Here is a 23013-nt window from a genome sequence, read left to right as displayed (position 1 = left end):
GACACGACCGTCCACCGCCGAGGAAACGTGTACGCGAAATGCTGCGCCCCGGACACGCGCCGCCTACACTTCTTCCGCCTGCTCGACCCACTCACCTGGGGCTGACATGACCGCAGTCGAGATCGTCGCGCTTGTCGTCTCCCGGCAGCACGCGTTCGAGGGACGGCCCGACGGCGGTCCGCGGCCGGACCCGGAGCCGGTCGCGCGTACCGAGATCGAGGTCCGGGCCGGCCTCGGCATCGTCGGCGACCGGTACTACGGCCAGGCGGTCCACCGGAACGCCGCCGTCACGTTCATCGACGAAGCCTCCCTCGACGAAGTGGTCCGCGTACTCGGCCTTCCCGGCCCGCTGGACCCGCACCTGACCCGCCGCAACATCGCCCTGCGCGGCTTCCCGATCGACGAACTCGCCGCACGCCGCGCCGCGGACGGCACCCGCCTGGAAGGCCGCCGCTTCACCCTCGACGGCATCACCTTCCAGGCGAACCGCCCCGCGAACCCGTGCGCCTGGATGGACAAAGTCCTGGCCCCGGGTGCCATGAAGGCCCTCCGCAACCGCGGTGGAATCCGAGCCACACCCCTGACGTCCGGCACCCTCCGTCTCGGCCCGGCCGAGCTGACTGTTCTCGACTGAGACGGGTACCGAAGAACAGGTAGTGCACCGGTGAGACGTTGTACGCGCGAGCCCGATCCGGCTGAGGTGCACTAGGTGATGCTCGGACACCTCCTGTCCTTGTGCACCTGGAGCCCTACTTGCGGCCGAACTTCCACCACTTCGGCTTGTTCATCTTGATCTCGTCCGGCTCCATCGGCGGCGGCACCGGCGGGCGCGACTCCTCGGTGAGGAAGTTGCCCGACTCGGTGTCGTACGGCGTGACGCCGAGCTTGCGGCTGATCTCCATCACGATCGGGATCGACCGCGGCCCGTCGTTCAGGTAGAACGTGATGTCGCGGACCTCGACCCCCTTGCCGATCGTCATCTCGACGTCGAAGTCCGCACTTCGCAGCGCCAGCCACGACGGTTTGCTGGTGTCGACGTCCGGCACCACCTCGCGGACCGCGGCCACCACTTCGGTGGCAGTCCCGACCGACGGCGGCTCGTAGTCGACCGGCATGTCGTCGAGGCGCCGTACGCCTCCTGGCCCACGCATCGCATACACAGCCCAACTCATGCCCCCAGCATGCCAGGGTAACGGCGCGAAAACGCGATGTGCCCGGGATTTTGGCCGGGCAGGGTGGGTGCATGGTTGAACTTGATCCGGTGATCCGGGCCTTCTATCGCGATCGGTACCTCGAGGACCAGCGGCTGGTCGTCTCCGGGCACGGGCGGCTCGAGTTAGTGCGGACGCAGGAGTTGCTGCGGCGGTGGCTGCCGCCGGCGGCCGTCGTACTGGACGTCGGCGGGGCGACCGGCGTCCATGCGCGGTGGCTGGCTGCCGACGGGCATCGGGTGACGTTGGTGGATGCGGTGCCGGAGCATGTCTCGGCGGCGGCTGAGGTCGGGGGTTTCGCGGCCGAGGTCGGCGATGCGCGGGCGTTGCGGCAGGCCGATGCGAGCGTCGACGTGACCTTGCTGCTCGGGCCGCTCTACCACCTGGTGGACGCGGCCGACCGCGCGCAGGCGCTGGCGGAGGCGGTACGGGTGACACGGCCGGGTGGATTCGTGGTTGCGGCGGGCATCAACCGGTACGGCGGTCTGCTCGAAGCCGGGAGCAACGGAACGCTGACCGACGAGAACCTGCACCTGTTCACCGAGGCGTTCGCGTCCGGCGCGATCGACGGGTCGTACGGGTTCACTGTCGCGTACTTCCATCACGCCGACGAGCTGAGCGGCGAACTGACCACCGCCGGGCTACAGGACGTTGACGTACTCGGCGTGGAAGGCCCTGCCGCGAACATTCTCCAGAACGCCGCCCCGGAGCGGATCGACGACCTCCTCCCGTCCGCAGTCCTGTTCGCGCGCCTTGTCGAATCCGACCCGAACCTCCGCGCCGCCAGCCCGCACTTCCTCGCGTACGGACGCCGCTAACCCGGCAGCACCTCGATCGGAATCCCGTCCGCCTGCAACAGCACCCGATCGCCCAACGGCGCGGCCAGGTGGGCGACGATCAGCCGGCCGACTCCTACCAACGGAACCGCGGTGACTCCCGGCCGGATCCTGCTCGCGACGACAATCGCCACAGCGGTCCGCGACTCGCGCACCTCCTCCACCCACATGTCGGTGTACTCGGGCGGCGACCCCATAACCATCCACCGCACCGTACGGCCGCGATCCACCAGTACCGCCGGCGGCATCCCACTCAACCCGCCCCGATAGCTCGTACTCAGCTCAGCCGGCCACCAGAGGTCGACGGCCGGATCGATGGCGAGCATCGGCGGGTACCCGATGCCTTCGGCCTTCGGATTCGGCGCCTTCCCCGGCGGGTAGCGCGGTCCCACGAACTCGACCCGGTACGCCGGTAACGGGCGGTACCCACGATCGGTACGGAACTCCGGGGACACCCGGCGTACCGATCGGACCCGCACCGGCTCAACGTGCCAGTGCGGTGCGGGATCCGGCTGCAGTGCCTCCAGCAGCCATGGCGGCATCTCCACGTCCGACACGACGGCCGCGTGCCGCAGTACCGACGCCCGATCCTCGAGCGTCGGGTGGCCTCCTGGGCCGTGGGTGAAGCTCATCAGGATGATCGGGCGGGGCCGGCGCTCGATCGGGAAGCGGTCCCACAGAGCCAGTGCTTCCCCGGGTTCCAAGCGGCTCATCTGTTCAGAATGACACCGGATGCCGGTAGCCGGCTGACCGCGTTCCGTAGCGGCGGTCGCGAAACGATGTCAAAAGCTGCAATCCGGTTCTCCGGATGGCGGTCCAGGCCGTAATATCAGCCGGCGGCCGGCACTGGGGGTGTTCCGGCCATTCTGTTGGGGACCGGCGTTCGTCCGGTACTGGGGAGAAGCGGAACACTATGGCGGACAAGCCGGTACCCAAGCCTGGTCATTTCCTGCCCGGCGGCGACGGCGACCAGGCGACGGCGGACCAAGGGACACCTGGCGCGGCGGCACCGTCAGCACCCGTGACGTCGTCGGCGCCGTTGGCGGCACCCACACCACGGCTCAGCGGCGACCGGGAACCGGTCCAGCCGCAGCTCGCCGGCAGCCGGCTCGACTCCCGTCGAACGACCCTGTCCGGCACCCGGCTCGGCCAGCCCGCGGACGACCGGGCGGCCGCGGCGTACCGCGAGGTGTTCCACCCGGAGCCGATCCCGTTCGTACCGAAGAAGCGCTCGAAGGGCCTCGTCGCGCTGATCGTCGTCGCGGCGCTGCTGCTCGTCGGCGGCGGCGTGACGTTCGTACTCAAGGTTCTGCCGAAGTTCGACGACTACGTCACGAATCCGATGGGCTCGCCGTCGGTGAAGCCGACCGACGGACCGGCCACCACCGCCCCGGCCGCGAAGGGGACGCCGGACGCGGACGTCGTCGGCAAGAACGCGATCTACACCGCCGGGAAGCTGCCGGTCGCGAACTGCCCGGAGCCGGCGTTCCGGCCGACCTCCAAGGAGAACGTCCGGTCGTACTACCAGGCGCTGACCGCATGTATGGACAAGGCCTGGGAGCCGGTCGTCACCAAGGCGGGGTTCGCTTTCCGCTCGCCGCGGCTGATCGTCTTCGACGACGGCGAGGAGACGGCGTGCGGCGTACAGCAGAACCTCGCGCTGTACTGTCAGGACGACCAGGGCGGCAGCGTCACGATGCCGTGGCAGAAGATCGTCGAGGACTACCCGAAGCACAAGGCCGAGACCCGCGCGGAGATGGCGCAGACCTTCGGCTTCGTGTACGGCGTCCACGTGCAGAACCTGACCGGGATGGCCGAGGCCGCCGACAACCTCGCCGACACCGCCGCGAACAAGACCGCCGAGCTCGAGGTACACCGGCGGGCCGCGCTGCAGGCGTCCTGCTTCGGCGCGGTGTTCTTCGGCGCGGCGCGGACCAGCTTCCCGCTGCGCGGCGAACTGCTGGCGCAGTGGAACGCCCTGATCAGCCGCAGCGGTGACGAGAAGTCCAAGGACAAGACCCGCGACCACGGCTCCGGCAGAAGCGTCACGCTGTGGATGAACCAGGGCTTCGCGACAACCAACCCCGGCGCCTGCAACACTTTCGTCGCCGCATCCGCCAAGGTGAGCTGAGCCAGATGGGAACGATCGATGCCTGACTCCGACGAGGGCGTACCGAAGCCGGGCCACTTCAGCACCGGCGAACCCGCGCCAGGTACCCGTCCGCTGACTCTGCGCACCGCCCAGCCCGCCCGCCTCGGCAAGGCGCGCTCGGTGACGTTCGACGACTCGTCCGTACGCCGGAAGGCGCGGCCGCTACCGACCGACCCGGGCACCGAGAGCGAGTACAGTGGCCCACCCGTCGCACCCCTCGCCGCCCCGCCGCCGACGCTGCTGACCGGCACCCGCCGCCCCGGCGGCCCCCGTACGTCCGGCTGGCATGCGAACCCGTCCCGGGCCGGCGCCCAGTTCACCTCCGAACCCCCGCCCCTCAAACCACCCCGCCAAATCTCCCGCGCCGTCATCGCCGGCCTGTCCGTCCTGGTAGTCGTGATGCTGACGGCTGCCACCATCGGCGGCTTCAAACTGGTCAACTCGTACGGCGTCGAACGCCCCCTCTCCCAGCCCTCGGTCAAGCCGTCCGAGGCCCCACTCCCGACACCCCCCGACCCGACGGTCACGGTGACGGCGACCACCACTCCGGATGTGCAGCGCCTGCGTCAGAACGAGATCTACGCCGCTGGTCAGGTGGCGGCCGTCAGCTGCAAAGAGCCGGCGATCAAGCCGAATTCACAGTCGGCGATTCTGCGGTACTACAAGGCTTTGCTGCCCTGCCTGGACAACGCGTGGGCGCCGGTCATCAAGCGCGCCGGGTACACCTTCCGTTCGCCGAAGGTAGTACTGCAGTCGAACCAGGCCGGGGCCAACACCGGGTGCACCGGCGAGGAGAACGTTGCCTACTACTGCAGCGTCGACGAGAGCATCAACATCAGCTGGAAGAACGACCTCAAGTACTACAAGAGCGAGCCGCTCGCGGCACGGGTGTGGATGATGGACACGATGGCGCACGAGTACGGCCATCACGTGCAGGAGATGACCGAGATGCTCACCGCGGCCTGGTCGCGCGAAGGCTGGGCGAAGACCAAGGCCGAGGAACTCGACTGGACCCGCCGTAAGGAACTGCAGGCGACCTGTTTCGGTGCGGCGTTCCTCGGGGCGAACAAGAAGTCGCTGGGCCTGTCCGGCAACAAGCTGAAGATCTGGCAGTGGGAAGCCCAGCACACCGGCGACGAGTACAACCCGAAGAAGATCCGCGACCACGGCTCCCGCAAGAACAACTGGGCCTGGTCCGCGCCGGCGTTCTCCACCGCCAACCCCAAGTCCTGCAACACCTTCACGGCCCCGGCTGCGAAGGTGAGTTGATAGTGCGCTGGGGCGCGGTGGGGCTGCTCGTCGTGCTGGCCGCAACAGCTTGCGGCCGTGCGGCGCTGGTCGCGGTGGACACGCCGCGGGTGCCGGTCGCTTCGTCACTGACGCCGACCTCCACTCCGACCTCCACTCCGACCTCCACTCCGTCAGCGGCTCCGACTTCGGGGAAGGTGACGACGCCGTCGGATCCGATCACGTTCGACATGACGGGCGGCGTCCTGCACAGCAAGCTCTACACGGCCGGCAAGGTGCCGGTGACGAAGTGCGCGCTGCCGCGGCCGCAGTTGACGACGAAGGCCGGTCTGCTGGCGTACGGCAGGGTGCTCGTGGCCTGCATGGGCAAGGCGTGGGCGCCGCTGGTGGAGAAGTCGGACGCCTACCTGACCGACGTCGAGCTGATCGCGTACAGCGCACGGCACCCGAAGGCCACGCCGGCGTGCACGGATCCGCCGGCCAGTGCCGACGCGTTCTACTACTTCGGCGGGTTCACGGGGAAGATCTGCTTCGACGCGGACGTCTTCCTGGATACGCGCGACCAGGAGTTCAACCTGGTCGACTTCGAGCAGCTGATCGCCCACGAGTACGGGCATCACGTCCAGTACGCGGTCGGGATCCTGACCCTGTACGACGAGCTCATGCGCGGAAAGTCCGTGGCCGGGCAGTACGAGGTGATGCGGCGCAAGGAGTTGCAGGCGAGCTGCCTGGGTGCCGCGTTCCTCGGCGCGAACAAGCAGCTCTTCGGCCTGTCCGGCGAACGCCTCAGCGTTTGGCGCTACATCGTCAACCACGTAGGCGACGAGTACAGCAAAGTCCGCGACCACGGCTCCCGCAAGAACCACGGCTACTGGACAACCCGCGCCTTCACATCAGCAACCCCGGCCTCCTGCAACACCTTCACAGCCACCCCCGCCAAGGTCAGCTGAGCTTGAGTTTGAAGCCCTCGTGGGTGTTTTCGAAGCCCAGGTTGGTGTAGAAGCGGTGGGCTTCGGTGCGGGACTTGTCCGAGGTGAGTTGGACGAGGGTGCAGCCGCGGGTGCGGGACTCCTCGACGGCCCAGTCGATCAGCGTGGTGCCGAGGCCGGAGCCGCGGGCGGGGGCGGCGACCCGGACGGCCTCGATCAGGCCGCGGGTGGAGCCGCGCCGGGACAGGCCGGGGATGATCGTCAGCTGCAGCGTGCCGATCACCTCGTCGTTGCGTTCGGCAACCACGAGGAGCTGGTTGGGGTCACCGTCGATCTGCTCGAAGGCGGCCAGGTACGGCGTCAGGTCGGCGGTGGACTCACGGGTCGCGCCGAGCTGGTCGTCGGCGATCATCGCGACGATCGGGCCGACGTCGGCGGCGGTGGCGCGGCGGATGACGAGATCGTTCATGTGCACAGGATCGCAAACACCTGAAGCGGTTCAGTCCACCGGGGGTAATGAGCGAAGTGCCGCGAAGGTGATTGCCTTACGCAAACACCTTTCGTTGCGCGCCTCGCCGGGTTGCGTTGTTTGCCTCAGGCATCAACGGGTACGAGTCATACTGGACACCACTGCATCCGCCCGTGCCGGGGTTGGGGCAGTCATGTGCGCCGACAGCGGATGCGGGCCAGTCCTGAAAGGGTTCATCCGATGTCAGCGTTAGCTATCGATTTCACCCAGCCGTTCGAGGACGCCTTCAGCAAGCTGCTGTCGTTCATCCCGAACCTGCTGGGCGGCCTGGTCATCCTGGTGATCGGGTACTTCGTCGCGAAGGTGCTCGGCAAACTCGTCGGCAAGCTGCTCGGCCGGGTCGGCTTCGACCACTGGATGGAACGCGCCGGTGTGTCCGGCATCCTGCAACGGTCGGGCACGGGGCTGACCGCTTCGGCAGTACTCGGCAAGGTCGTGTTCTGGTTCGTGTTCCTGATCAGCTTCACGATGTTCGCCTCGGCGCTCGGCGTGCCGGAGATCTCGAACTTCATGAGCGACATGCTCGCGTACATCCCGCGGATCTTCGCCGCGATCGTGATCGTCTGCCTGGCGGCGCTGTTCGCGAACTTCCTGGCCGCGATCATCCGCGGTGCCACCGGCAACGAGACCCTGGCCAAGGTGGCCCGGTACGCCGTTCTCGTGTACGCCGCGTTCGCCGCGCTGACCCAGCTCGGTGTGGCGGTTCAGCTGACCGGTAACACCCTGCTGATCGTCCTCGCGGGCGCAGCGCTCGCTCTCGGCCTCGCTTTCGGTCTCGGGGGCCGCGAGATGGCCGGCCGCGCACTGGCCAACCTGTTCGACAAGGACAAGATGGTCAAGCCGACCACCCAGAACGGCACCATGGACGGTACGACCACCTACCCGACCCAGGGCAACTACCAGGGCCAGCCGCAGGGCAACTACGAAGGCGGCTACCAGCAGCCGACCCAGCCCGAACAACACCCCGCAGCCCACAGCGCCGGCACTTGGTCCAACGGCAACCAGAACGGCAACTGGCAACAAGGCCAGTAACCCTTCCAACAGGCGGGCGGCAATCCAACCGGTTGCCGCCCGTCACCTGTGTTCAGTCCTGGTCGGTGTCGGGGCCGGCGCGGCGGACGTCTTCTACTTTGGTCATGGCGGCGCGGAGGTCGGCCAGCCAGGTTTCGCTGTGTTGGGCGACGAGTTTGACGCACCAGCCGAGGGCGTCGCTGCGGGAGCGGGCCACGCCGGCGTCGACGAGGGTGTCGAGGACCTGGCGTTCGGGTTGGCGGAGGCGGGTCATCACGGGGGCGGACAGCGACGTGAAGACGGTCCTGGTGTCGCCGCAGTGGACGCCCCAGGCGACCTTGCGGCGGGCGGCGTGCTCGAGTTCGCGGGCGATCTCGATCCGGCGTTCGCGGGTGTCCTCGCGGAACTGCTTGATCCGGCCTTCCTCGGCGGCGGAGCGCTCGGCGGCGCTCACGTCCTGGTTCTGCTCGGGTGCGGGGATCCGGCCGACGATCAGGATCTCGTCCCGGTCGATCGACAGCTCGGTCTCACCCTCGAACCAGTCGCCCGGCAACCGCCCGGTCAGCCAGCCCCGCACCTTCTCGTGCTCGGTCTGTGTACTCATGTAATCATGATTACACCCAAGCAGTTCGAGCTCAAGCGGTCAGTGGTACTGCACGGTGTACGCCGCGTGCGCGTCGCCCTGCGACAGGCCGACGTTGGACACGCCGATCACCAGCGTGTGCCGGGTGACGGTGTTCCGGTACGTCACGTACGTCGTACCGGCAGCGCCCTCCGACGCGATCCGCGTCCAGTGCGAGCCGCCCACGGCCGCCACGTGATGCAGCTGCCGAACCGCGGCCGGCGTCGCGTAGTACGCCGTCCACTTGGTGTCGCCGCGACCCCAGGCCCGGACCAGGTTGTCCGACCACTGCACCGCGTTCCACGCCTTCGGCTCGTGGCTGAACCTGGCCGTGTACGCCGCGTGCCAGCCGCCGGCCGCGCGCAGACCGACGTTCTGTACGCCGATCGTGAGGTTCCCGCCACGCGCGTCGTCGTGGTACGTCACATAGATCGTCCCGGCGGCCCCTTCGGTGGAGACACGCCGCCAGTGGATCCCGCCCGGCCATGCCTGCCCGAACAGCGTGCGTGCGGTGGCCGTCGAGGCGTAGCAGTTCGTGGCCGCCCGGTTTCCGCCGCCCCACGCGCGGACGAGCCGGTCGGCGTACGTCGTCGCTGAAACGCTGCCGGCAGACGCGAGCCCGGCGCAGCTGGTGGTGCTTGCGGCGGCGGGTGCGGCCGCTCCGGTCAGCACGATCGGCGCGCTCACGGCGAGAGCGGTGGTGGCGCCGAGACCTATGATCCTTCGAATCATCATCGACCTCCCGAGTGGATGTGGTCCTACTGGTGGGACGCCGGATCGCCCCCGGGAGTTTGCCGCCGCAACACGGTTGCAATATCAAGCCGCTGATGGTGGTCCGAACGCAGCGCGTAACCGCTCCTGCGCCGCCGTTCCGGCTGCGGTGTGATCAAGTCCGAGCAACGCGGCACCAACCACCGGCGGTACGTCGACGACTCGCGGTACCGCCTTCGGAGCGACCTCGGCGAGCAACCGGCAGACCCGGTCGAGCAGTACCGAGTGCCCTGCCGTCAGCACCCCGCCGCCGAGTACGACGGTGACCCGCTCGCCGAGCAGATCGAGACGCCGCAACGCGCTCGCCGCCATCGCGACGATCTCCTCGGCCTGCTGCTGAACGATGCCCAAGGCAACGGTATCGCCGGCCGCCGCGACCTGGAACAGCACCGGTCCGGCTTCGAGCTGCCGTTCACTCGCCAGCTCTCCGAAATGAAACGCCTCGATGACCGCGTCCAAGGACTCGAGACCGTAGTGCGCCGGCAGCGCAGTCACCAACGCGGTCGCCGGACCACGACCGTCCTCCGCACGCGACGCCGACCAGAACGCCTCCTCCGCCAGCTGTGCACCACCTCCCCAGTCGCCGGTCACCTTCCCCAGCGCCGGGAACCGCGCCGTACGTCCGTCGGGCAGCATGCCTGAGCAGTTGATGCCCGCACCGCACACCACGGCCACACCACGAGGCTCGTCCACCCCTGACCGCAGCAGCGCGAACGTGTCGTTGGTGACGTACACGGACTCCGCCCAGCCGCGTTCTTGGAAGACCGTGGTCAGCTGTTCGACCTCGGCGGGGAGGTCGGCGTTCGCCAGGCACGCCGACACCTGCTGTACGAGCGGTACGTCGCCAACCGGCAATCCGGCTGCTGCGGCCGCAGCCACGACCAGTGGTTCGAGTGCGTCGACCGCGGCGTCCGCACCGATCTTGTGCGGCTCGAACCCGCCACCACGTGCCGTACCGAGCACTGTGCCGTCTGCGGCGACCAGTGCGACGTCGGTCTTGCTGTTACCGGCGTCGAACGCGAGTACGCCGCCCGGGACTAGCGCGCCCACGAGAGGTACGCCTTGTTGTGTGCGAGCAGCTTGTCCGTCAGCTCTTGTGCTGTGGAGATCTGCCCGACCAGCGGATGCGCCAGCAAGGCCTGGAACACCCGCTCTGCTCCACCGTGTACGGCGGCCTGCAGTGCGAGGTCCTCGTACGCGGTCACGTGTGCGACCAGTCCGGCGTACAAGGGCTCGAGCGGGGACACCGGCAGCGGCTTAGCGCCCTCACCGCTGACCGTCGCCGGTACTTCGATCACGGCGTCGTCGGCCAAGAACGGGAAGGTGCCGTTGTTGAGGGTGTTGACGACCTGTACATCGCCCGTGTCGTTCAAGAGCGAAGACGCGAGCGCTACGGCAGCTTCGGAGTAGTACGCGCCGCCGCGCTGTTCCAGCAGCGCAGGCTTCTCGTCCAGCTGCGGGTTCGCGTACATCTCCAGCAGTTCCTTCTCGAGCGCGGCGACCTCAGCTGCCCTGGACGGCTTGTGGAGCAGCTCTTGCACCACAGCGTCGTGCTGGTAGTAGTAGCGCAGGTAGTACGACGGCACGACGCCCAGCTGCTGCACTACGTCCGCAGGGAGGTGCAGGTCGTCCGAGATGTCGCTCAGGTGCTTGGAGAGCAGTTGAGGCAGCACGTCCTCGCCGTTGACGCGTACTGCGCGCTCCCAGGTGAGGTGGTTCAGTCCGACGTGATCCAGCGACACCTCCTCGGGCGTGACGCCCAGGAGCGCGGCGAACCGCCGTTGGAACCCGATGGCCACGTTGCACAGCCCGACGGCCTTGTGCCCGCGTGACAGCAAAGCCCGCGTCACGATGCCGACCGGGTTGGTGAAGTCGATGATCCACGCGTCCGGGTTGGTACGCCGTACGCGCTCCGCGATGTCCAGCACGACCGGAACCGTCCGCAGCGCCTTGGCGAGACCGCCGGCACCTGTGGTTTCCTGGCCGACGCACCCGCACTCCAGTGGCCACGTCTCGTCCTCGTTGCGTGCAGCCTGCCCACCGACCCGCAGCTGTAGCAGTACCGCGTCCGCACCGTCGATGCCGGCGTCCAGGTCGGACGTGGTGATCACCCGACCCGCATGCCCTTGTTTGGCGAAGATCCGCCGCGCCAACCCACCAACCAACTCCAGCCGGTCAGCGGCAGGATCGACCAGCACCAGCTCCGTCACCGGCAACGTGTCCCGCAACCGAGCGAACCCGTCAACCAGCTCGGGCGTATAGGTGGATCCGCCACCGACGACTGCGAGTTTCACCTTTGTCTCCTACGTGATGGGTGGACCCGCGGTGTCGAAGACCTCGTCGCGGGTGGTGCTCAGTGCGGACTGCAGTGCCCCGGAGAGCACGGGGTCGGTGCTGATCGCGGTCATCAACAGCTGCGGCCTCGGTACGGCGAGATCCGCCAGCTCGTCCTGGACCAGCCCCCGCAGGCGTTCGCCGCCCGCGGTGATCACGCCACCGGCCAGCACGATCAGCTCCGGGTCGACGACCGCGACGATCGCGGCCAGACCGACCGCGAGCCGGTGCGCGAACTCGTTCAGTACGGAGTCACCCGCGCCCTCGGTCTGCAGCGCGAGGGTGATCGCGGCCTCCGCCGTACGGGCCTTGAGGCCGTGTTCCCGGGCCAGCTCGAGGACCGGTTCGCCACCGGCCAGCTCCTGGAAGCCGCCGGCGTTGTTCCGGCCGACGTTGCGGATCAGCGGCGTACCCGGAAGCGGCAGGAACGCGACCTCGCCGGCGCCACCGGTCGCGCCGCGGTGCAGCCGGCCGTTGATGACGATCGCCGCGCCGATGCCCTCCTCGCCCCAGAGCAGCACGAAGTTCTCGTACTCCTGGGCGTGGCCGATCCGCTGCTCGGCGATCGCGGCCAGGTTGACGTCGTTCTCCACCTCGAGCGGTACGGCGATCGCTGCGGCCAGCTCCTCCAGCAGGCGCGGCGCGTGCCAGCCCGGCAGATGGGTCGCGTACCGCAGCCGGCCGGTCGTCGGGTCGAAACCGCCCGGCGTACCGATCGAGACCCGGCGCAGGCGGTCCCGGCTCAGGCCCGCCTCGCCGGCCGCGCCCTCGATCGCCTTGACCACCCGGTCGACCGTGCCCTTGGCGCTCCGGCCCGGGGTGGCCATCTCGTACCGGCCGACTACCTTCCCGGTCAGGTCCGCCACCGCGGCCCGGATCCGCGCCGGCGTGACGTCCAGTCCGGCGACGTACGCGATCTCGCCGTTGATCTCGTACAGCTGCGCGTTCGGCCCCGGACGGCCCGCGCTGGTCCCGCTCGGGCGCACGAGGTGAGCCGCCTCCAGCCGGGCCAGCAGCTGCGACGCGGTCGGTTTGGACAGCCCGGTCAGGTTGCCCAGCGTGGTACGGGAGAGCGGGCCCTGGCTGAGCAGCAGGTCCAGGGCGGCGCGGTCGTTCATCGCTCGCAGCAGGCGCGGCGTTCCGGGTGTCGTTGCCATGAGCCAACCCTGCCTCCCTTCGCCGCCCGCGGGTACTCGCCGCGCTGAATCTCACGATTGTTAGGAAAGCTTCCTATTAACGCGAGACCGTACGGCGGACGGGCGAAGGTGTCAATCGCTACGCCTCCGAGGCAAGGAGCGCGAACGACACGAGCCAGTGCGTCGACATGAAGTCCCCGTCGGTGACCGTTGGCAGTACGGCGTCCACCTGGCGATCCGCACCGGCTCGCAGTACGTCAGCAACGTACGGCAGCGCCGGAGCGATCGTCCGCAGCTGCCAGGCCCGTGACAACGCCAGCCCGGCCAGGTGCGCCAGCTGGCCATCACCCGAGTCGTCCGTCACCGGCACCTCCAACAGGTGCTGATGTGCGTCTGCGCCAAGCCCCGGCAGGAACGACGTCAACCAGTCGCCGAACTCAGTAGAAGGCAGCACCCGCCGCATCAACTCCGCCTCTGTCAGCGCAGGCGACAGGAAATCGGTACCGGACGGCTCGAAGCGCGTGTCGTACGCCGTGTCCGCGCCGTACCACTCCAGCGCCCGCAGGCGGATCGCCTCGACCACATCCGGCCGGCCGAGCTCGCCGTACGCCTCGTGCAACAACGCCAGGGCAAAGGCGGAGTTGAGATGTACGCCGTGCCGCACCGGGTACGCCTGCTTCGGTAGCCAGGCAAGGACGAGGTCCGCGATCACGTCACCGAGCGGTGCGAGCGCATCCGCCCACTGCGTCTTGCGGGTCGCTGCGACGAGCATGGCCGCCCACGCCCACCCGTACGGGCGTTCGTACGACGGCCGCTCGCGCAGGTACGCCGCCTCGACGGCGATCGCCTCCGGCGTCAGCCGCTGGTCCAGCAGGTCGACAGGACGCTGCCCGACCTCCTCCGGCGCCAGGGTCAGCAACCGGACCAGGGACCACTGCATGTGCGCACTGGAGTGCCAGTCGTACGACCCGTGGAACGCCGGGTGCAGGCGGTCCGGCGTCACGTCGACGTCGTCCGGACCGGCCGACGCGTGCTGGGTGGCGTACGGGTAGGTGGTGTCGAGTACCTGACAGGCGATGTCGGCCCACGCGGCGGCGTACTTCATCAGGACTCCTTCTAGAACGCGAAGACGTACATCAGGACGATGTTGCAGGCCAGCAAGGGGATCGCGGTCGGGATCTGCGCCTTGATCGGGCCGTACTGGTCCTTCATCTCGAGCAGCGCCGCCGGGACCAGGTTGAAGTTGGCGGCCATCGGTGTGCACAGCGTGCCGCAGAAGCCGGCCAGCATCCCGATCGCGAAGACCACCGCCGGGGTGCCGTGGAACTGCTGCACCAGCAGCGGCCAGCCGACCGCGGCCGTCATCACCGGGAACGCCGCGAACGCGTTGCCCATGATGATCGTGAAGAGCGCCATACCGATGCAGTACAGCGCGACGGCCGCGATCAGCGAGCCCTTCGGGATCAGGTGGTTCGTGACGTTGCCGACCGCCTTGCCGACGCCGGACGCGGTGAACAGCAGCCCGAGCGTGGCCAGCATCTGCGGCAGGATCGCGGCCCAGCCGATGTGTTCGAGCAGCCGCCGGCCCTCGTGCAGCGGGACCGCCGGGGACTTCGGCCGGAACAGCACCATGCCGACGACGAGCGCCAGGATCGACGCCACGCCGAGACCGATGATCGTCGCCGAACCGGTCTCCAGCAGCGGTTTGCCGCTACCCAGCTTCACCTTGGCGAGCCAGGCGCCGAAGATCGCGGCGACCACCGGGATCACCAGCGCCGGCAGGAACAGTTTGTTGCCGAACTTGTTCGCGAAGTGCTCGCGCTCGGCCGGGGTCGTCGTCCGTTCCTGACCGCGGGCCGGGAAACCGGCGCCGGCCAGGATCGCGATCACGATCACCGCGATGCCGAGCACCCAGGCCGGGGCCTGCTTGTGGACGACGAACGTGCCGTAGCCGAAGGACAGTCCGAGCAGCCCCCAGAACGCGGCACTGCCGAGGCGTTTGGGGTTGCCGCGGTCGTTGCCGGCCTGCAGCGCGATCAGCACGAACAGGATCCCGCACAGCCAGTAGAACCACTCGACCTTGATCATCGCGCGGTCTCCTTCGCCTCGAGGTCCGCCTCGGCCGCGAGCTTGTCCAGCTGGCGGTCCAGCAGCCACAACCGGGTGCCGTGGATGAGCAGCGCGCAGATGCCGGTCGGGATCGCCCAGACGGCGATGTCGATCGCCTCGAGCTTCAGGCCGTACGTCGTGTCCACGAAGCCGGTGATCAGCAGGATCGAGCCGATCGCGACGAAGATGTCCTCACCGAAGAAGACCCCGACCGTGTCGGCGCTGGCCGCGAAGCCCTTGATCTTCTCCTGCATCTTCTCCGGCAGCTTGCCGTACTTGCGCTCGGCGGCGCCGGCGGCCATCGGGTGGATCAGCGGCCGGACCGCCTGCGCGTACCCGCCGATGCTGGTCAGGCCGACCGCGGCGGTGCCCTGCCGGATCACCATGTAGAGCGCGAGCAGGCGGCCGGTCGTGAGGACCTTGAGTCTGCTGATCAGCTTGCGGGCCTGGTGCTGCAGGCCGTAGCGCTCGATCAGTCCGATGACAGGCAGGGTGACGATGAAGACGGTGACGGACCGGCTGCCGGCGAAGCCGTTGCCGAACGCGTCCAGGATCTTGACCGGAGACAGGCCGCCGATCAGGCCGGCCACGATCCCGGCCGCCGTGACGACCAGCATCGAGTTGATCCGGAGCGCGAACCCGACGACCACCACCGCGATGGCGAGCAGAACCCACATGGTTCCTCCCGGGGGAACAGGGCGATTCCGCTCACCATAGGAGATTGTTGAACGATCCTGCAATGGATCATTCGAACAAATTCCACCTGAACATGACGAAGCGCCGGGATCGCTCGGCTCCCGGCGCTTCGGTGGAGGGGGTTAGGGCAGGCGCCAGTCCACTGGAGCCGCGCCCTGCTCGGCCAGTAGTGCGTTGACGCGGCTGAAGGGGCGGGAGCCGAAGAAGCCGCGGTCCGCGGACATCGGGCTCGGGTGGGCGCTTTCGACGTACGGCGTACTGCCCAGCATCGGCTTGAGGGTCTGCGCGTCGCGGCCCCACAGGATCGCGACCAGCGGGCCGCCGCGGTTCACCAGGGCGCGGATCGCCTGTTCGGTGACGGACTCCCAGCCCTTGCCGCGGTGCGCGCCGGACTTCCCGGGCTGCACGGTGAGCACTCTGTTGAGCATCAGCACGCCCTGGTCTGCCCACGGGGTCAGGTCGCCGTTCGACGGCGCCGGTACGCCAACGTCCGCCATCAGCTCGCGGTAGATGTTCTGCAGGCTGCGCGGGATCGGCCGTACGTCGGGAGCGACCGAGAAGCTCAGCCCTACCGGGTGGCCGGGTGTGGGGTACGGGTCCTGGCCGACCACGAGCACCTTCACCTGTGAGAGCGGCCGGTGGAACGCACGCAGTACGTTCTCGCCGGCTGGAAGGTAAGCGCGGCCTGCAGCGATCTCCCCGCGCAGGAACTCACCCATCCGCGCGACAGTGTCCTCAACCGGAGCCAACGCCTCAGCCCAGTCCGGCGCTACCAGATCCGCCAACGTCTTAGGACTCACCCGCCACAGTCTCGCACACGCTCACGGACAGGTACTGCCCCTGTCGGGCCAGTAGTCTTTCCAGCGTTTTTCACCATCACGAAAGGTGCACTATGTCGCTGTTGAGACGAGCTGCGCTCGTCCTGCCTCTTGCCCTCGGTCTGGCCGTCTCCGGGGCCGTCACGGCCGACGCGGCCGGTACGCCGTACCTGAAGAAGTTCTACGCCAAGGGCGGCGGCGGTTATGCCCAGTGGTTCGACATCAAGCAGCGGCCCGCGGGCGAGGGCGGCTACGAGGACGCCGACGATATCGACGTGTGGGACACCAAGGCGGACAAGCGGGGTGTCTACGTGCGCATCGAGCACCCGAGCGGCCGCTACACGGTCAGGAACATGAAGGGCTCCGGCAAGGACACCTACCAGTACCTGCCGGATCTGAAGCCCGGTCAGTTCCTGTACGTCACGGTGTGCCTGACGAAGAAGAGCAGCACCGCCGTCGACAGCAGCACCTGCGCCGGCCCGTTCAAGATCACCGAGTGACGTGCCGCCCCGGGTTGTCGACCACTGTTCGCGTGTCGCTCAACCCGGGGTTCCCACGCCCGAGGTAAAAAGGTCGCGGCCCCGCAAAGGTATGAGCTTGCGGGGCCTTTGCTATGTCGCCAGTCGGCGGAGGGCGGCGACGTAGCGCTTTGCTGCGTAGTGCTGGGCCTTGCGGGTGACAGGGCCGCCAAGGCGTGCGTACCAGCTGGCACCGCGGCTGTAGGCGCGGATGGTGGCGTACACGTCGTCACCGTCGCGCGTGACGAGGAAGGACTCTTCGCCGGACTCGGGGTGGCCTTCAAGGGTTCCGTACGCGAAGCCGATGCGGTTCTGCTCGTTGACGGTCCAGACGATCCGGCAGGGGACAGGTACGCCCAGCCGGGTCCGCAGCCGCTTGCTGAGGATGCCGGCACCCAGCAGGCCCAGTACGTCGGTGCCGACCTCAGGTGGTGTGTCCGTAGCGGTCATCGGCAGCCCGGCCGCCCGCTGCATCCGCCACGCGAGCAACGCATCCGCAGCCCGCTGAAACACCTCGTCCCCACGGCCGATCCGCTCGCTGTGCTCGAGCCGGTGAAACCCCTCAGGCGTCTCGTCGTACCGGGTACAGCCCACGTCGTCGTACGTGAACCCCAACTCGGCCAAGTCGTCCAGCTTCAAGACACGCTCCCCGCCGGCACCATCAACTGCTCTTCAGGCCGCTCGTGTTGTCGTTCTTGATCGCGTCGAAGAGCGCCTTGGCCTTCGCGGTGTCCCACTTGACCGCTACGCCGCGGTTGTGGCCGAGCTGGTAGTTGTCGTCGCTGATCGGCACTGTCAGGGTGACGCCGCCGCTGCCCGAGATCGCCCGCATGCCGCGCGCGAACCGGACGAAGTCGAACAGGCTCATGTCCTTGTCGACCGTGAGCGCGTCGACGCCCTTGGTCGCGACGTTGTAGTAGCGGAACGGGTTCAGGAACGTCGACGGCGAACTGGCCTTCTTCGCGATCGCGCCGACCATCTGCCGCTGCCGCTCCACCCGGCCGAAATCGTTCTGGTTGTCGGCGTGCCGGGAGCGGACGTACCCGAGCGCGTTCACGCCGTCCAGTTTCTGGCACCCGGCCGGCAGGTTGATGTGCGCCTTGGGGTCGCTCATTGCCTTCGGCAAGCACATCTTGATCCCGCCGATGCTGTCGATGACCGAGGCGAACCCGCCGAAGCCGACCTCGACGTAGTGGTCGATGTGCAGCCCGGTCACGTTCTCGATGGTCTCGATGAGCAGCGCCGGGCTCTTGCCGAACGCGGCGTTGATCTTCTGCTTGCCGGACACGCCCGGGATGTTGACCGCACTGTCCCGCGGGATGCTGATCAGGACGGTCGGCCCGGACTTCGGGACGTGCATCAGCATGATCGAGTCGGTCCGCGCCGGCCCGGCGAGGCCGCCGGTGTGCAGCCGGGCGCGCTCGGCCCGGGACAGGTCCTCGCGGGCGTCCGACCCGACCATCAGGTACGTCGTACCGGCGGTCTTGGCCGGCCGGTCGCCGGTGGGCATCGCGTCGATCTTGTCGATCCGGCTCCACGCGAACAACGGGACACCGATCAACATGAGGACGAACAGCAGGACGATCAGTCCGACGGTCCGGAGGAACCAGTTGCGCCGCTTCTTGGGGCGTCGCGGCGACGGGTTCGCGTATCGCGGGTCGATGGGCTGCGTTTCACTCATGGCCACGACCGTATCGGTGCCGGGCGCCGAACACGTCACCCCGCTGAACGGTTTTACACGTCGGAAAGTAGCGGGCGCCTCCTCCGAAGGGAGGAAATCGGCCCTCGGAGCGAACCAGATCGCCGGTGAGAGTCCAAGAATCCGGTCACGGACGTCCATTCCGTTCGCCGGCGGCTGCCGTTGGAATGGTCGGGTGCTGACGTCGAACGGATACGTACTGGATGAGCGGCGGCTGGGGGACCTGGTCGCGGTACCTGAGGAGGAGCGGGCTGATCGGGGTGTACTGCGGGCGCGTCTGCAGCGGGACGGATACCTGTACCTAAGCGGTCTGCTGGACCCAGCAGTGGTGTGGGCGTTCCGTGAGTACTACTTCGGGCGTACGGGTGCCGCTGCGGACAGGGCGACGTACAGGAAGGTCCTGTTCGACGAGATCGTGCCTGGACCGGAGTACGCCGCCTTCTGCGGGCAGCCGGCGCTCAAGGGGTGGTTCGAGTGGTTCTTGGACGGGGAGCCGTTCCTGCATCGCCGGAAGATCATCCGGCAGACCGCACCGGGCGAGAACGGCATTGGTACGGCGACGCAGGCGCACTACGACCTGGTGTACCTACGCGAGGGCAGTGACCAGGTGCTGTCCGCGTGGATCCCCCTGGGTGACTGCCCGGTCAGTCGCGGCGGACTGACGTACCTCGAGCGCAGCCACCACCGGGTGCTCGCCGAAGAGGCCGCTGGACGGCTCAAGCGCCCTGCAGCGTCCATCACGGCCGACCTGCCCGCACTGGCCGAGGAGTACGACGCCAACTGGCTGGTCACGGACTACCGGGCCGGAGACGTCGTCGTACACACCGCGCACACCGTGCACGCCGCACTGGACAACGTCTCCGACGACCTCCGGCTCTCGACCGACATCCGCTACCAGCGCGCCGACGCCGCGATAGACGCCCGCTGGCAACACCACTGGCACGACCGCGACGGGCTGTGAACTAGGGCTGCTTGGGGAGGAAGCGGATCGGGTCGCAGCGTTCGTGGTCGACCGAGTGCTTGACCGAGTGCTTGACCATCGCGGGTGCCGGTGACGAGGTGCCGGCGGCCGCCGAGGTGGTGACGAGGCCGAGCATCAGGACGGGCAGGGCGAGGATGGCGATGACACGACGAATGTTCATGAGTCCTCCACTGAGCCCACCGTAGATCTGCGAGCTGCAGGTGGGAACGGTTCCGCTCCCTGTGGATATCCCCGGCCGGCGCGAACCCGGAACGGGTATGTTCGCTGGCAGCAACTCCATCTGGGAGAAGGGGTCAGGGATGACAGCAGGAAGCGAAGGGTCGGCCGCGGTGCGCCCGCAGGACGATCTGTACCGGTTCGTGAACGGTGCGTGGCTGGCGGAGCACGAGATTCCCGCGGACAAGGCGATCCACGGCGCGTTCCACGCGCTCTGGGACACCGCCGAGCAGGACGTGCGCGCGATCGTCGAGAAGACCGTCGCGGCCGGGCATCCGGAGGGCAGCGAGCCGCGGAAGATCGCCGACCTCTACACCAGCTTCCTGGACACCGAGACGATCGAGCGGCTCGGCGCGGAGCCGATCGCCGACCAGCTCGCGCTGGTGCAGGGCGTGACGGACGCGGACGGCCTGGTGTCCGTGCTCGGGCAGCTCGAGCTGCAGGGCGTGCCGGGCGTCTTCCACTACTGGGTCGACGCCGACGCCAAGCAGTCCGACCAGAACATCGTCCACCTGACCCAGGGCGGCCTCAGCCTGCCCGACGAGTCGTACTACCGCGAGGACAGCTTCGCCGAGATCCGTACGGCGTACGTCGCGCACGTGGCGAAGCTGCTCGAGCTCGCCGGGATCGCCGACCCGGCCGGTGCCGCTGAGCGGATCCTCGAGCTGGAGACCCGGGTCGCCGGCGCGCACTGGGACCGGGTGAAGGAGCGGGACGTCCAGCTCACCTACAACAAGCTCGACCGGGCCGGGCTGGACAAGCTCACGCCGGGCTTCGACTGGTCGAGCTGGCTGGCCGGTGCCGGGGTCCCGGAGAGCGCGTTCGAGCAGGTCGTGGTCCGCGAGCCGGACTTCCTGACCGCCGCGGCCGCCGCGCTGCAGGAGGTCGACGTCGACCGGTGGAAGGAGTGGCTGAGCTGGCGGATCGTGCACAGCGCCGCTCCGCTGCTGAGCCAGGCCTTCGTCGACGAGAACTTCGCCTTCTACGGCAAGACGCTGACCGGTGCGCCGGAGCTGCGCGAGCGCTGGAAGCGTGGCGTCGGCGCGGTCGAGTCGGCGCTCGGCGAGGCGCTCGGCAAGCTGTACGTCGCCGAGCACTTCCCGCCGGACGCCAAGGCCCGGATGGTCGAGCTCGTGCAGAACCTGGTCGCCGCCTACCGGCAGCGGATCGAGGCGCTGGACTGGATGGGCCCGGAGACCCGGCAGCGGGCGCTCGAGAAGCTCGGGACGTTCATGCCGAAGATCGGGTACCCGGACGAGTGGAAGGACTACTCGGCGCTCGAGATCGACCCGGCCGACCTGTTCGGCAACGTCCGCCGTTCGGTCGCGGTGGAGACCGCGCGCGACCTCGACAAGCTCGGCAAGCCCGTCGACCGGAACGAGTGGCGGATGACGCCGCAGACCGTGAACGCGTACTACAACCCGCGGATGAACGAGATCGTCTTCCCGGCCGGCATCCTGCAGCCGCCGTTCTTCGGCCTGGACGCCGACGACGCCACCAACTACGGCGCGATCGGAGCGGTGATCGGCCACGAGATCGGGCACGGCTTCGACGACCAGGGCTCGCGCTACGACTCCGCCGGAAACCTGAACGACTGGTGGACCGACGAGGACCGCGCCGCGTTCGAGCAGCGCACCGACAAACTCGTCGCGCAGTACGACGCCCTCGAACCGGCCGAGGTCCCCGGCCAGAACGTGAACGGCAAACTCACGCTCGGTGAGAACATCGGCGACCTGGGCGGTCTGTCCATCGCGTACGTCGCCTACCAGCTGTCCCTCGACGGCACCGAGTCCGCGGAAGAACTACAGGCCGGCGCCGAACGCTTCTTCGCCGCCTGGGCGCACGCCTGGGCCACCAAGACGCGCCCCGAAGAAGCCGCCCGCCGGCTCACCATCGACCCGCACTCCCCGCCGGAGTTCCGCTGCAACGCGGTGGTGAAGAACATCGACGCGTTCCACACCACCTACAAAACAACGGACTCCGACGCCATGTGGCTCGCCCCCGAGGACCGGGTCCGCATCTGGTAACGGCACCCGTCGTCCGGGCCGCACCCCGGCCCGGACGACGAGCCCAGGCCGGACGGGCGAGCCCAGGCCCGGACGACGCGCGCTATCGGCGCCGGGTGTTCGTCAACGGTTGACCTGGGCAACAGACTCGCGTACGACGACCGGGCAGGGCAGCCAGGTCGGATGCGTCGAGCGGTACCAGGTCTTGCTGCTGCTCTGGATCAACCGGGTCAGCGTGGCAACCGCCCAGGCGCCCATCTCGTAATGCGGCAGGGCAACGGTCGTGAGCGCCGGATGAAGGCTGCCCGCGATCGGCGCCTGGTCGTCGAACCCGACGATCGCCAGGTCGTCGGGCAGTCGCAGGCCGAGCTCCTGCGCGGCGCGGTAGGCGCCCATCGCCATCCGGTCGTTGTAGCAGAAGATCGCCGTCGGCCGGTCGGCGCGATCGAGCAACTCCAGACTGGCCGTGTAGCCGCCGATCGCCTCCGACACCCCGGAGGCGATCAGTTGGTCGTCGCGCGGGAGGCCCGCCTGCTCGAGCCCGCGCAGGTACCCGGCCAACCGCCCCTGGGTGGCCGGCACCTCGATGCTCGAGTTGGCGAACCCGATCCGGCGGTGCCCCGCCTCGGCCAGCAGAGCGACGAGATCGACCGCGCCGCCGGCCTCGTCGGGCAGTACCGCCGGTACGACGCCCTGCCGGTCCAGGGCTCCTATCAGAACCGCCGGCACCGCTCGCAACTCGCGCGGCACGGACACCTCGTGGTGGAACACCGTGGCGTAGATGATCCCGTCGACCTGGCGCTCGATCAGGGCGCGCGCGTCGGCGCGGCGGGCGTCCGCGCCGGCGTCCAGATGCGAATTGATGATCGCGAGCGTGAGGTTGTGCCGGCTCGCCTCCTCCTGCGCGCCGAGGATGATCCGGCCGGCGTGCGGGGTGGTGGCGATCTCCTCGGTGAGCAGCCCGATCATGTCCGACGTCCGGGTTCGCAGGCCACGGGCCAGCCGGTTCGGGGTGTATCCGAGGTCCCGGGCGACCGATCGCACCCGCTCGCGGGTCGCCTCGCTCGTCCGGGTGTGCGGAGTCTCGTTGAGCACGTGCGAGACGGTTGTCACCGAGACACCCGCGACCCGGGCGACGTCGCGGATGCCCACCTTCGGCGTGACCGATTCCTGTTCTGCCCCGCTCATCG

The 23013-nt window shown here is 68.5% G+C and carries 25 protein-coding genes; 9 read left to right on the top strand and 16 right to left on the bottom strand.

Translation table 11 applies throughout. The features are described 5' to 3' along the window. Positions 1-106: 106 nt before the first annotated feature. Positions 107-634: an MOSC domain-containing protein gene (locus ACZ5BU_RS18700; protein ID WP_465700424.1), complete on the top strand. Its 528-nt coding sequence runs from the start codon at positions 107-109 to the stop codon at positions 632-634. 115 nt (positions 635-749) lie between these two features. On the opposite strand, the gene ACZ5BU_RS18695 is transcribed toward ACZ5BU_RS18700, so the two are convergent. Next, positions 750-1172: a hypothetical protein gene (locus ACZ5BU_RS18695; RefSeq protein WP_465700422.1), complete on the bottom strand. Its 423-nt coding sequence runs from the start codon at positions 1170-1172 to the stop codon at positions 750-752. 71 nt (positions 1173-1243) lie between these two features. Between ACZ5BU_RS18695 and ACZ5BU_RS18690 the strand changes: the two genes are divergently transcribed. Beyond that, on the top strand, positions 1244-2029 hold the full coding sequence (locus ACZ5BU_RS18690; RefSeq protein ID WP_465700420.1) for a class I SAM-dependent methyltransferase: 786 nt from the start codon (positions 1244-1246) through the stop codon (positions 2027-2029). Here the strand turns inward: ACZ5BU_RS18690 and ACZ5BU_RS18685 are convergent. Then, positions 2026-2760: a hypothetical protein gene (locus ACZ5BU_RS18685; protein WP_465700418.1), complete on the bottom strand. Its 735-nt coding sequence runs from the start codon at positions 2758-2760 to the stop codon at positions 2026-2028. The two genes, ACZ5BU_RS18690 and ACZ5BU_RS18685, sit on opposite strands and share 4 nt — an antisense overlap. 200 nt (positions 2761-2960) lie before the next feature. Here ACZ5BU_RS18685 and ACZ5BU_RS18680 point away from each other — a divergent pair, with 200 nt between their 5' ends. From ACZ5BU_RS18680 to ACZ5BU_RS18670, 3 genes are read left to right on the top strand one after another with little or no spacing between them, the layout of a single operon-like run. Continuing rightward, positions 2961-4178: a neutral zinc metallopeptidase gene (locus ACZ5BU_RS18680; protein WP_465700416.1), complete on the top strand. Its 1218-nt coding sequence runs from the start codon at positions 2961-2963 to the stop codon at positions 4176-4178. Positions 4179-4196: 18 nt separating this feature from the next. Next, positions 4197-5468, top strand: coding sequence for a neutral zinc metallopeptidase (locus ACZ5BU_RS18675; RefSeq protein WP_465700414.1), 1272 nt, complete (start codon positions 4197-4199; stop codon positions 5466-5468). A gap of 2 nt (positions 5469-5470) precedes the next feature. Further along, the gene (locus ACZ5BU_RS18670) at positions 5471-6397 is read left to right on the top strand and encodes a neutral zinc metallopeptidase (RefSeq protein WP_465700412.1); all 927 of its coding nucleotides are present in this window, start codon (positions 5471-5473) and stop codon (positions 6395-6397) included. Here the strand turns inward: ACZ5BU_RS18670 and ACZ5BU_RS18665 are convergent. After that, positions 6390-6845 (bottom strand): GNAT family N-acetyltransferase, encoded by a 456-nt coding sequence (locus ACZ5BU_RS18665; protein WP_465700410.1) that lies wholly within the window; start codon positions 6843-6845, stop codon positions 6390-6392. The genes ACZ5BU_RS18670 and ACZ5BU_RS18665 overlap by 8 nt on opposite strands. Positions 6846-7085: 240 nt before the next feature. On the opposite strand from ACZ5BU_RS18665, the gene ACZ5BU_RS18660 reads away from it, so the two are divergent. After that, entirely contained in the window at positions 7086-7937 is an 852-nt protein-coding gene (locus ACZ5BU_RS18660; RefSeq protein ID WP_465700408.1) for a membrane protein, read from the top strand. Positions 7938-7989: 52 nt separating this feature from the next. Here ACZ5BU_RS18660 and ACZ5BU_RS18655 read toward each other — a convergent pair whose 3' ends face one another. The 9 genes from ACZ5BU_RS18655 to ACZ5BU_RS18615 form a co-directional block, all read right to left on the bottom strand. After that, the gene (locus ACZ5BU_RS18655; protein ID WP_465700406.1) at positions 7990-8520 is read right to left on the bottom strand and encodes a hypothetical protein; all 531 of its coding nucleotides are present in this window, start codon (positions 8518-8520) and stop codon (positions 7990-7992) included. A 39-nt stretch (positions 8521-8559) separates the two neighbouring features. Then, positions 8560-9270 carry a hypothetical protein gene (locus ACZ5BU_RS18650; protein ID WP_465700404.1) on the bottom strand — a complete coding sequence of 237 codons (711 nt, stop codon included), beginning with the start codon at positions 9268-9270 and terminating at the stop codon, positions 8560-8562. An 84-nt stretch (positions 9271-9354) separates the two neighbouring features. After that, entirely contained in the window at positions 9355-10359 is a 1005-nt protein-coding gene (locus ACZ5BU_RS18645) for an N-acetylglucosamine kinase (protein ID WP_465700402.1), read from the bottom strand. After that, positions 10347-11603, bottom strand: coding sequence for a 6-phospho-beta-glucosidase (locus ACZ5BU_RS18640; RefSeq protein WP_465700400.1), 1257 nt, complete (start codon positions 11601-11603; stop codon positions 10347-10349). The genes ACZ5BU_RS18645 and ACZ5BU_RS18640 overlap by 13 nt, the downstream gene beginning before the upstream one ends. A 9-nt stretch (positions 11604-11612) precedes the next feature. Next, positions 11613-12800 (bottom strand): ROK family transcriptional regulator, encoded by a 1188-nt coding sequence (locus ACZ5BU_RS18635; RefSeq protein WP_465700398.1) that lies wholly within the window; start codon positions 12798-12800, stop codon positions 11613-11615. 118 nt (positions 12801-12918) lie between these two features. Continuing rightward, complete coding sequence (locus ACZ5BU_RS18630) at positions 12919-13884, bottom strand: DUF2891 domain-containing protein (protein ID WP_465700396.1); 966 nt, start codon at positions 13882-13884, stop codon at positions 12919-12921. 11 nt (positions 13885-13895) lie between these two features. Further along, a complete protein-coding gene (locus tag ACZ5BU_RS18625; RefSeq protein WP_465700394.1) occupies positions 13896-14867 on the bottom strand; it encodes a DUF979 domain-containing protein in 972 nt (323 codons plus the stop codon). Then, positions 14864-15565 carry a DUF969 domain-containing protein gene (locus ACZ5BU_RS18620; protein ID WP_465700392.1) on the bottom strand — a complete coding sequence of 234 codons (702 nt, stop codon included), beginning with the start codon at positions 15563-15565 and terminating at the stop codon, positions 14864-14866. Before ACZ5BU_RS18620 ends, ACZ5BU_RS18625 begins: the two co-directional genes overlap by 4 nt. A gap of 141 nt (positions 15566-15706) precedes the next feature. Then, entirely contained in the window at positions 15707-16384 is a 678-nt protein-coding gene (locus ACZ5BU_RS18615) for a uracil-DNA glycosylase (protein WP_465700390.1), read from the bottom strand. 101 nt (positions 16385-16485) lie between these two features. On the opposite strand from ACZ5BU_RS18615, the gene ACZ5BU_RS18610 reads away from it, so the two are divergent. Then, positions 16486-16902 (top strand): hypothetical protein, encoded by a 417-nt coding sequence (locus ACZ5BU_RS18610; protein ID WP_465700388.1) that lies wholly within the window; start codon positions 16486-16488, stop codon positions 16900-16902. A 111-nt stretch (positions 16903-17013) separates the two neighbouring features. Here ACZ5BU_RS18610 and ACZ5BU_RS18605 read toward each other — a convergent pair whose 3' ends face one another. Beyond that, a complete protein-coding gene (locus ACZ5BU_RS18605; protein ID WP_465700386.1) occupies positions 17014-17559 on the bottom strand; it encodes a DUF1990 family protein in 546 nt (181 codons plus the stop codon). 22 nt (positions 17560-17581) lie between these two features. Further along, positions 17582-18601, bottom strand: a complete 1020-nt coding sequence (locus ACZ5BU_RS18600; protein WP_465700384.1) for an LCP family protein — start codon at positions 18599-18601, stop codon at positions 17582-17584. Positions 18602-18794: 193 nt separating this feature from the next. On the opposite strand from ACZ5BU_RS18600, the gene ACZ5BU_RS18595 reads away from it, so the two are divergent. Then, positions 18795-19580, top strand: coding sequence for a phytanoyl-CoA dioxygenase family protein (locus ACZ5BU_RS18595; RefSeq protein WP_465700382.1), 786 nt, complete (start codon positions 18795-18797; stop codon positions 19578-19580). Position 19581: 1 nt separating this feature from the next. On the opposite strand, the gene ACZ5BU_RS18590 is transcribed toward ACZ5BU_RS18595, so the two are convergent. Next, the gene (locus ACZ5BU_RS18590) at positions 19582-19761 is read right to left on the bottom strand and encodes a hypothetical protein (RefSeq protein ID WP_465700380.1); all 180 of its coding nucleotides are present in this window, start codon (positions 19759-19761) and stop codon (positions 19582-19584) included. A 139-nt stretch (positions 19762-19900) separates the two neighbouring features. Between ACZ5BU_RS18590 and ACZ5BU_RS18585 the strand changes: the two genes are divergently transcribed. Then, positions 19901-21844: a M13 family metallopeptidase gene (locus tag ACZ5BU_RS18585; RefSeq protein ID WP_465700378.1), complete on the top strand. Its 1944-nt coding sequence runs from the start codon at positions 19901-19903 to the stop codon at positions 21842-21844. 102 nt (positions 21845-21946) lie between these two features. On the opposite strand, the gene ACZ5BU_RS18580 is transcribed toward ACZ5BU_RS18585, so the two are convergent. Continuing rightward, complete coding sequence (locus ACZ5BU_RS18580; RefSeq protein ID WP_465700376.1) at positions 21947-23011, bottom strand: LacI family DNA-binding transcriptional regulator; 1065 nt, start codon at positions 23009-23011, stop codon at positions 21947-21949. Positions 23012-23013: the final 2 nt, after the last annotated feature.

The sequence above is a fragment of the Kribbella sp. NPDC031520 genome (assembly GCF_055580825.1).
The sequence above is the reverse complement of the archived record's forward strand: the minus strand, read 5'-3'. Positions and strand labels throughout refer to the sequence as shown.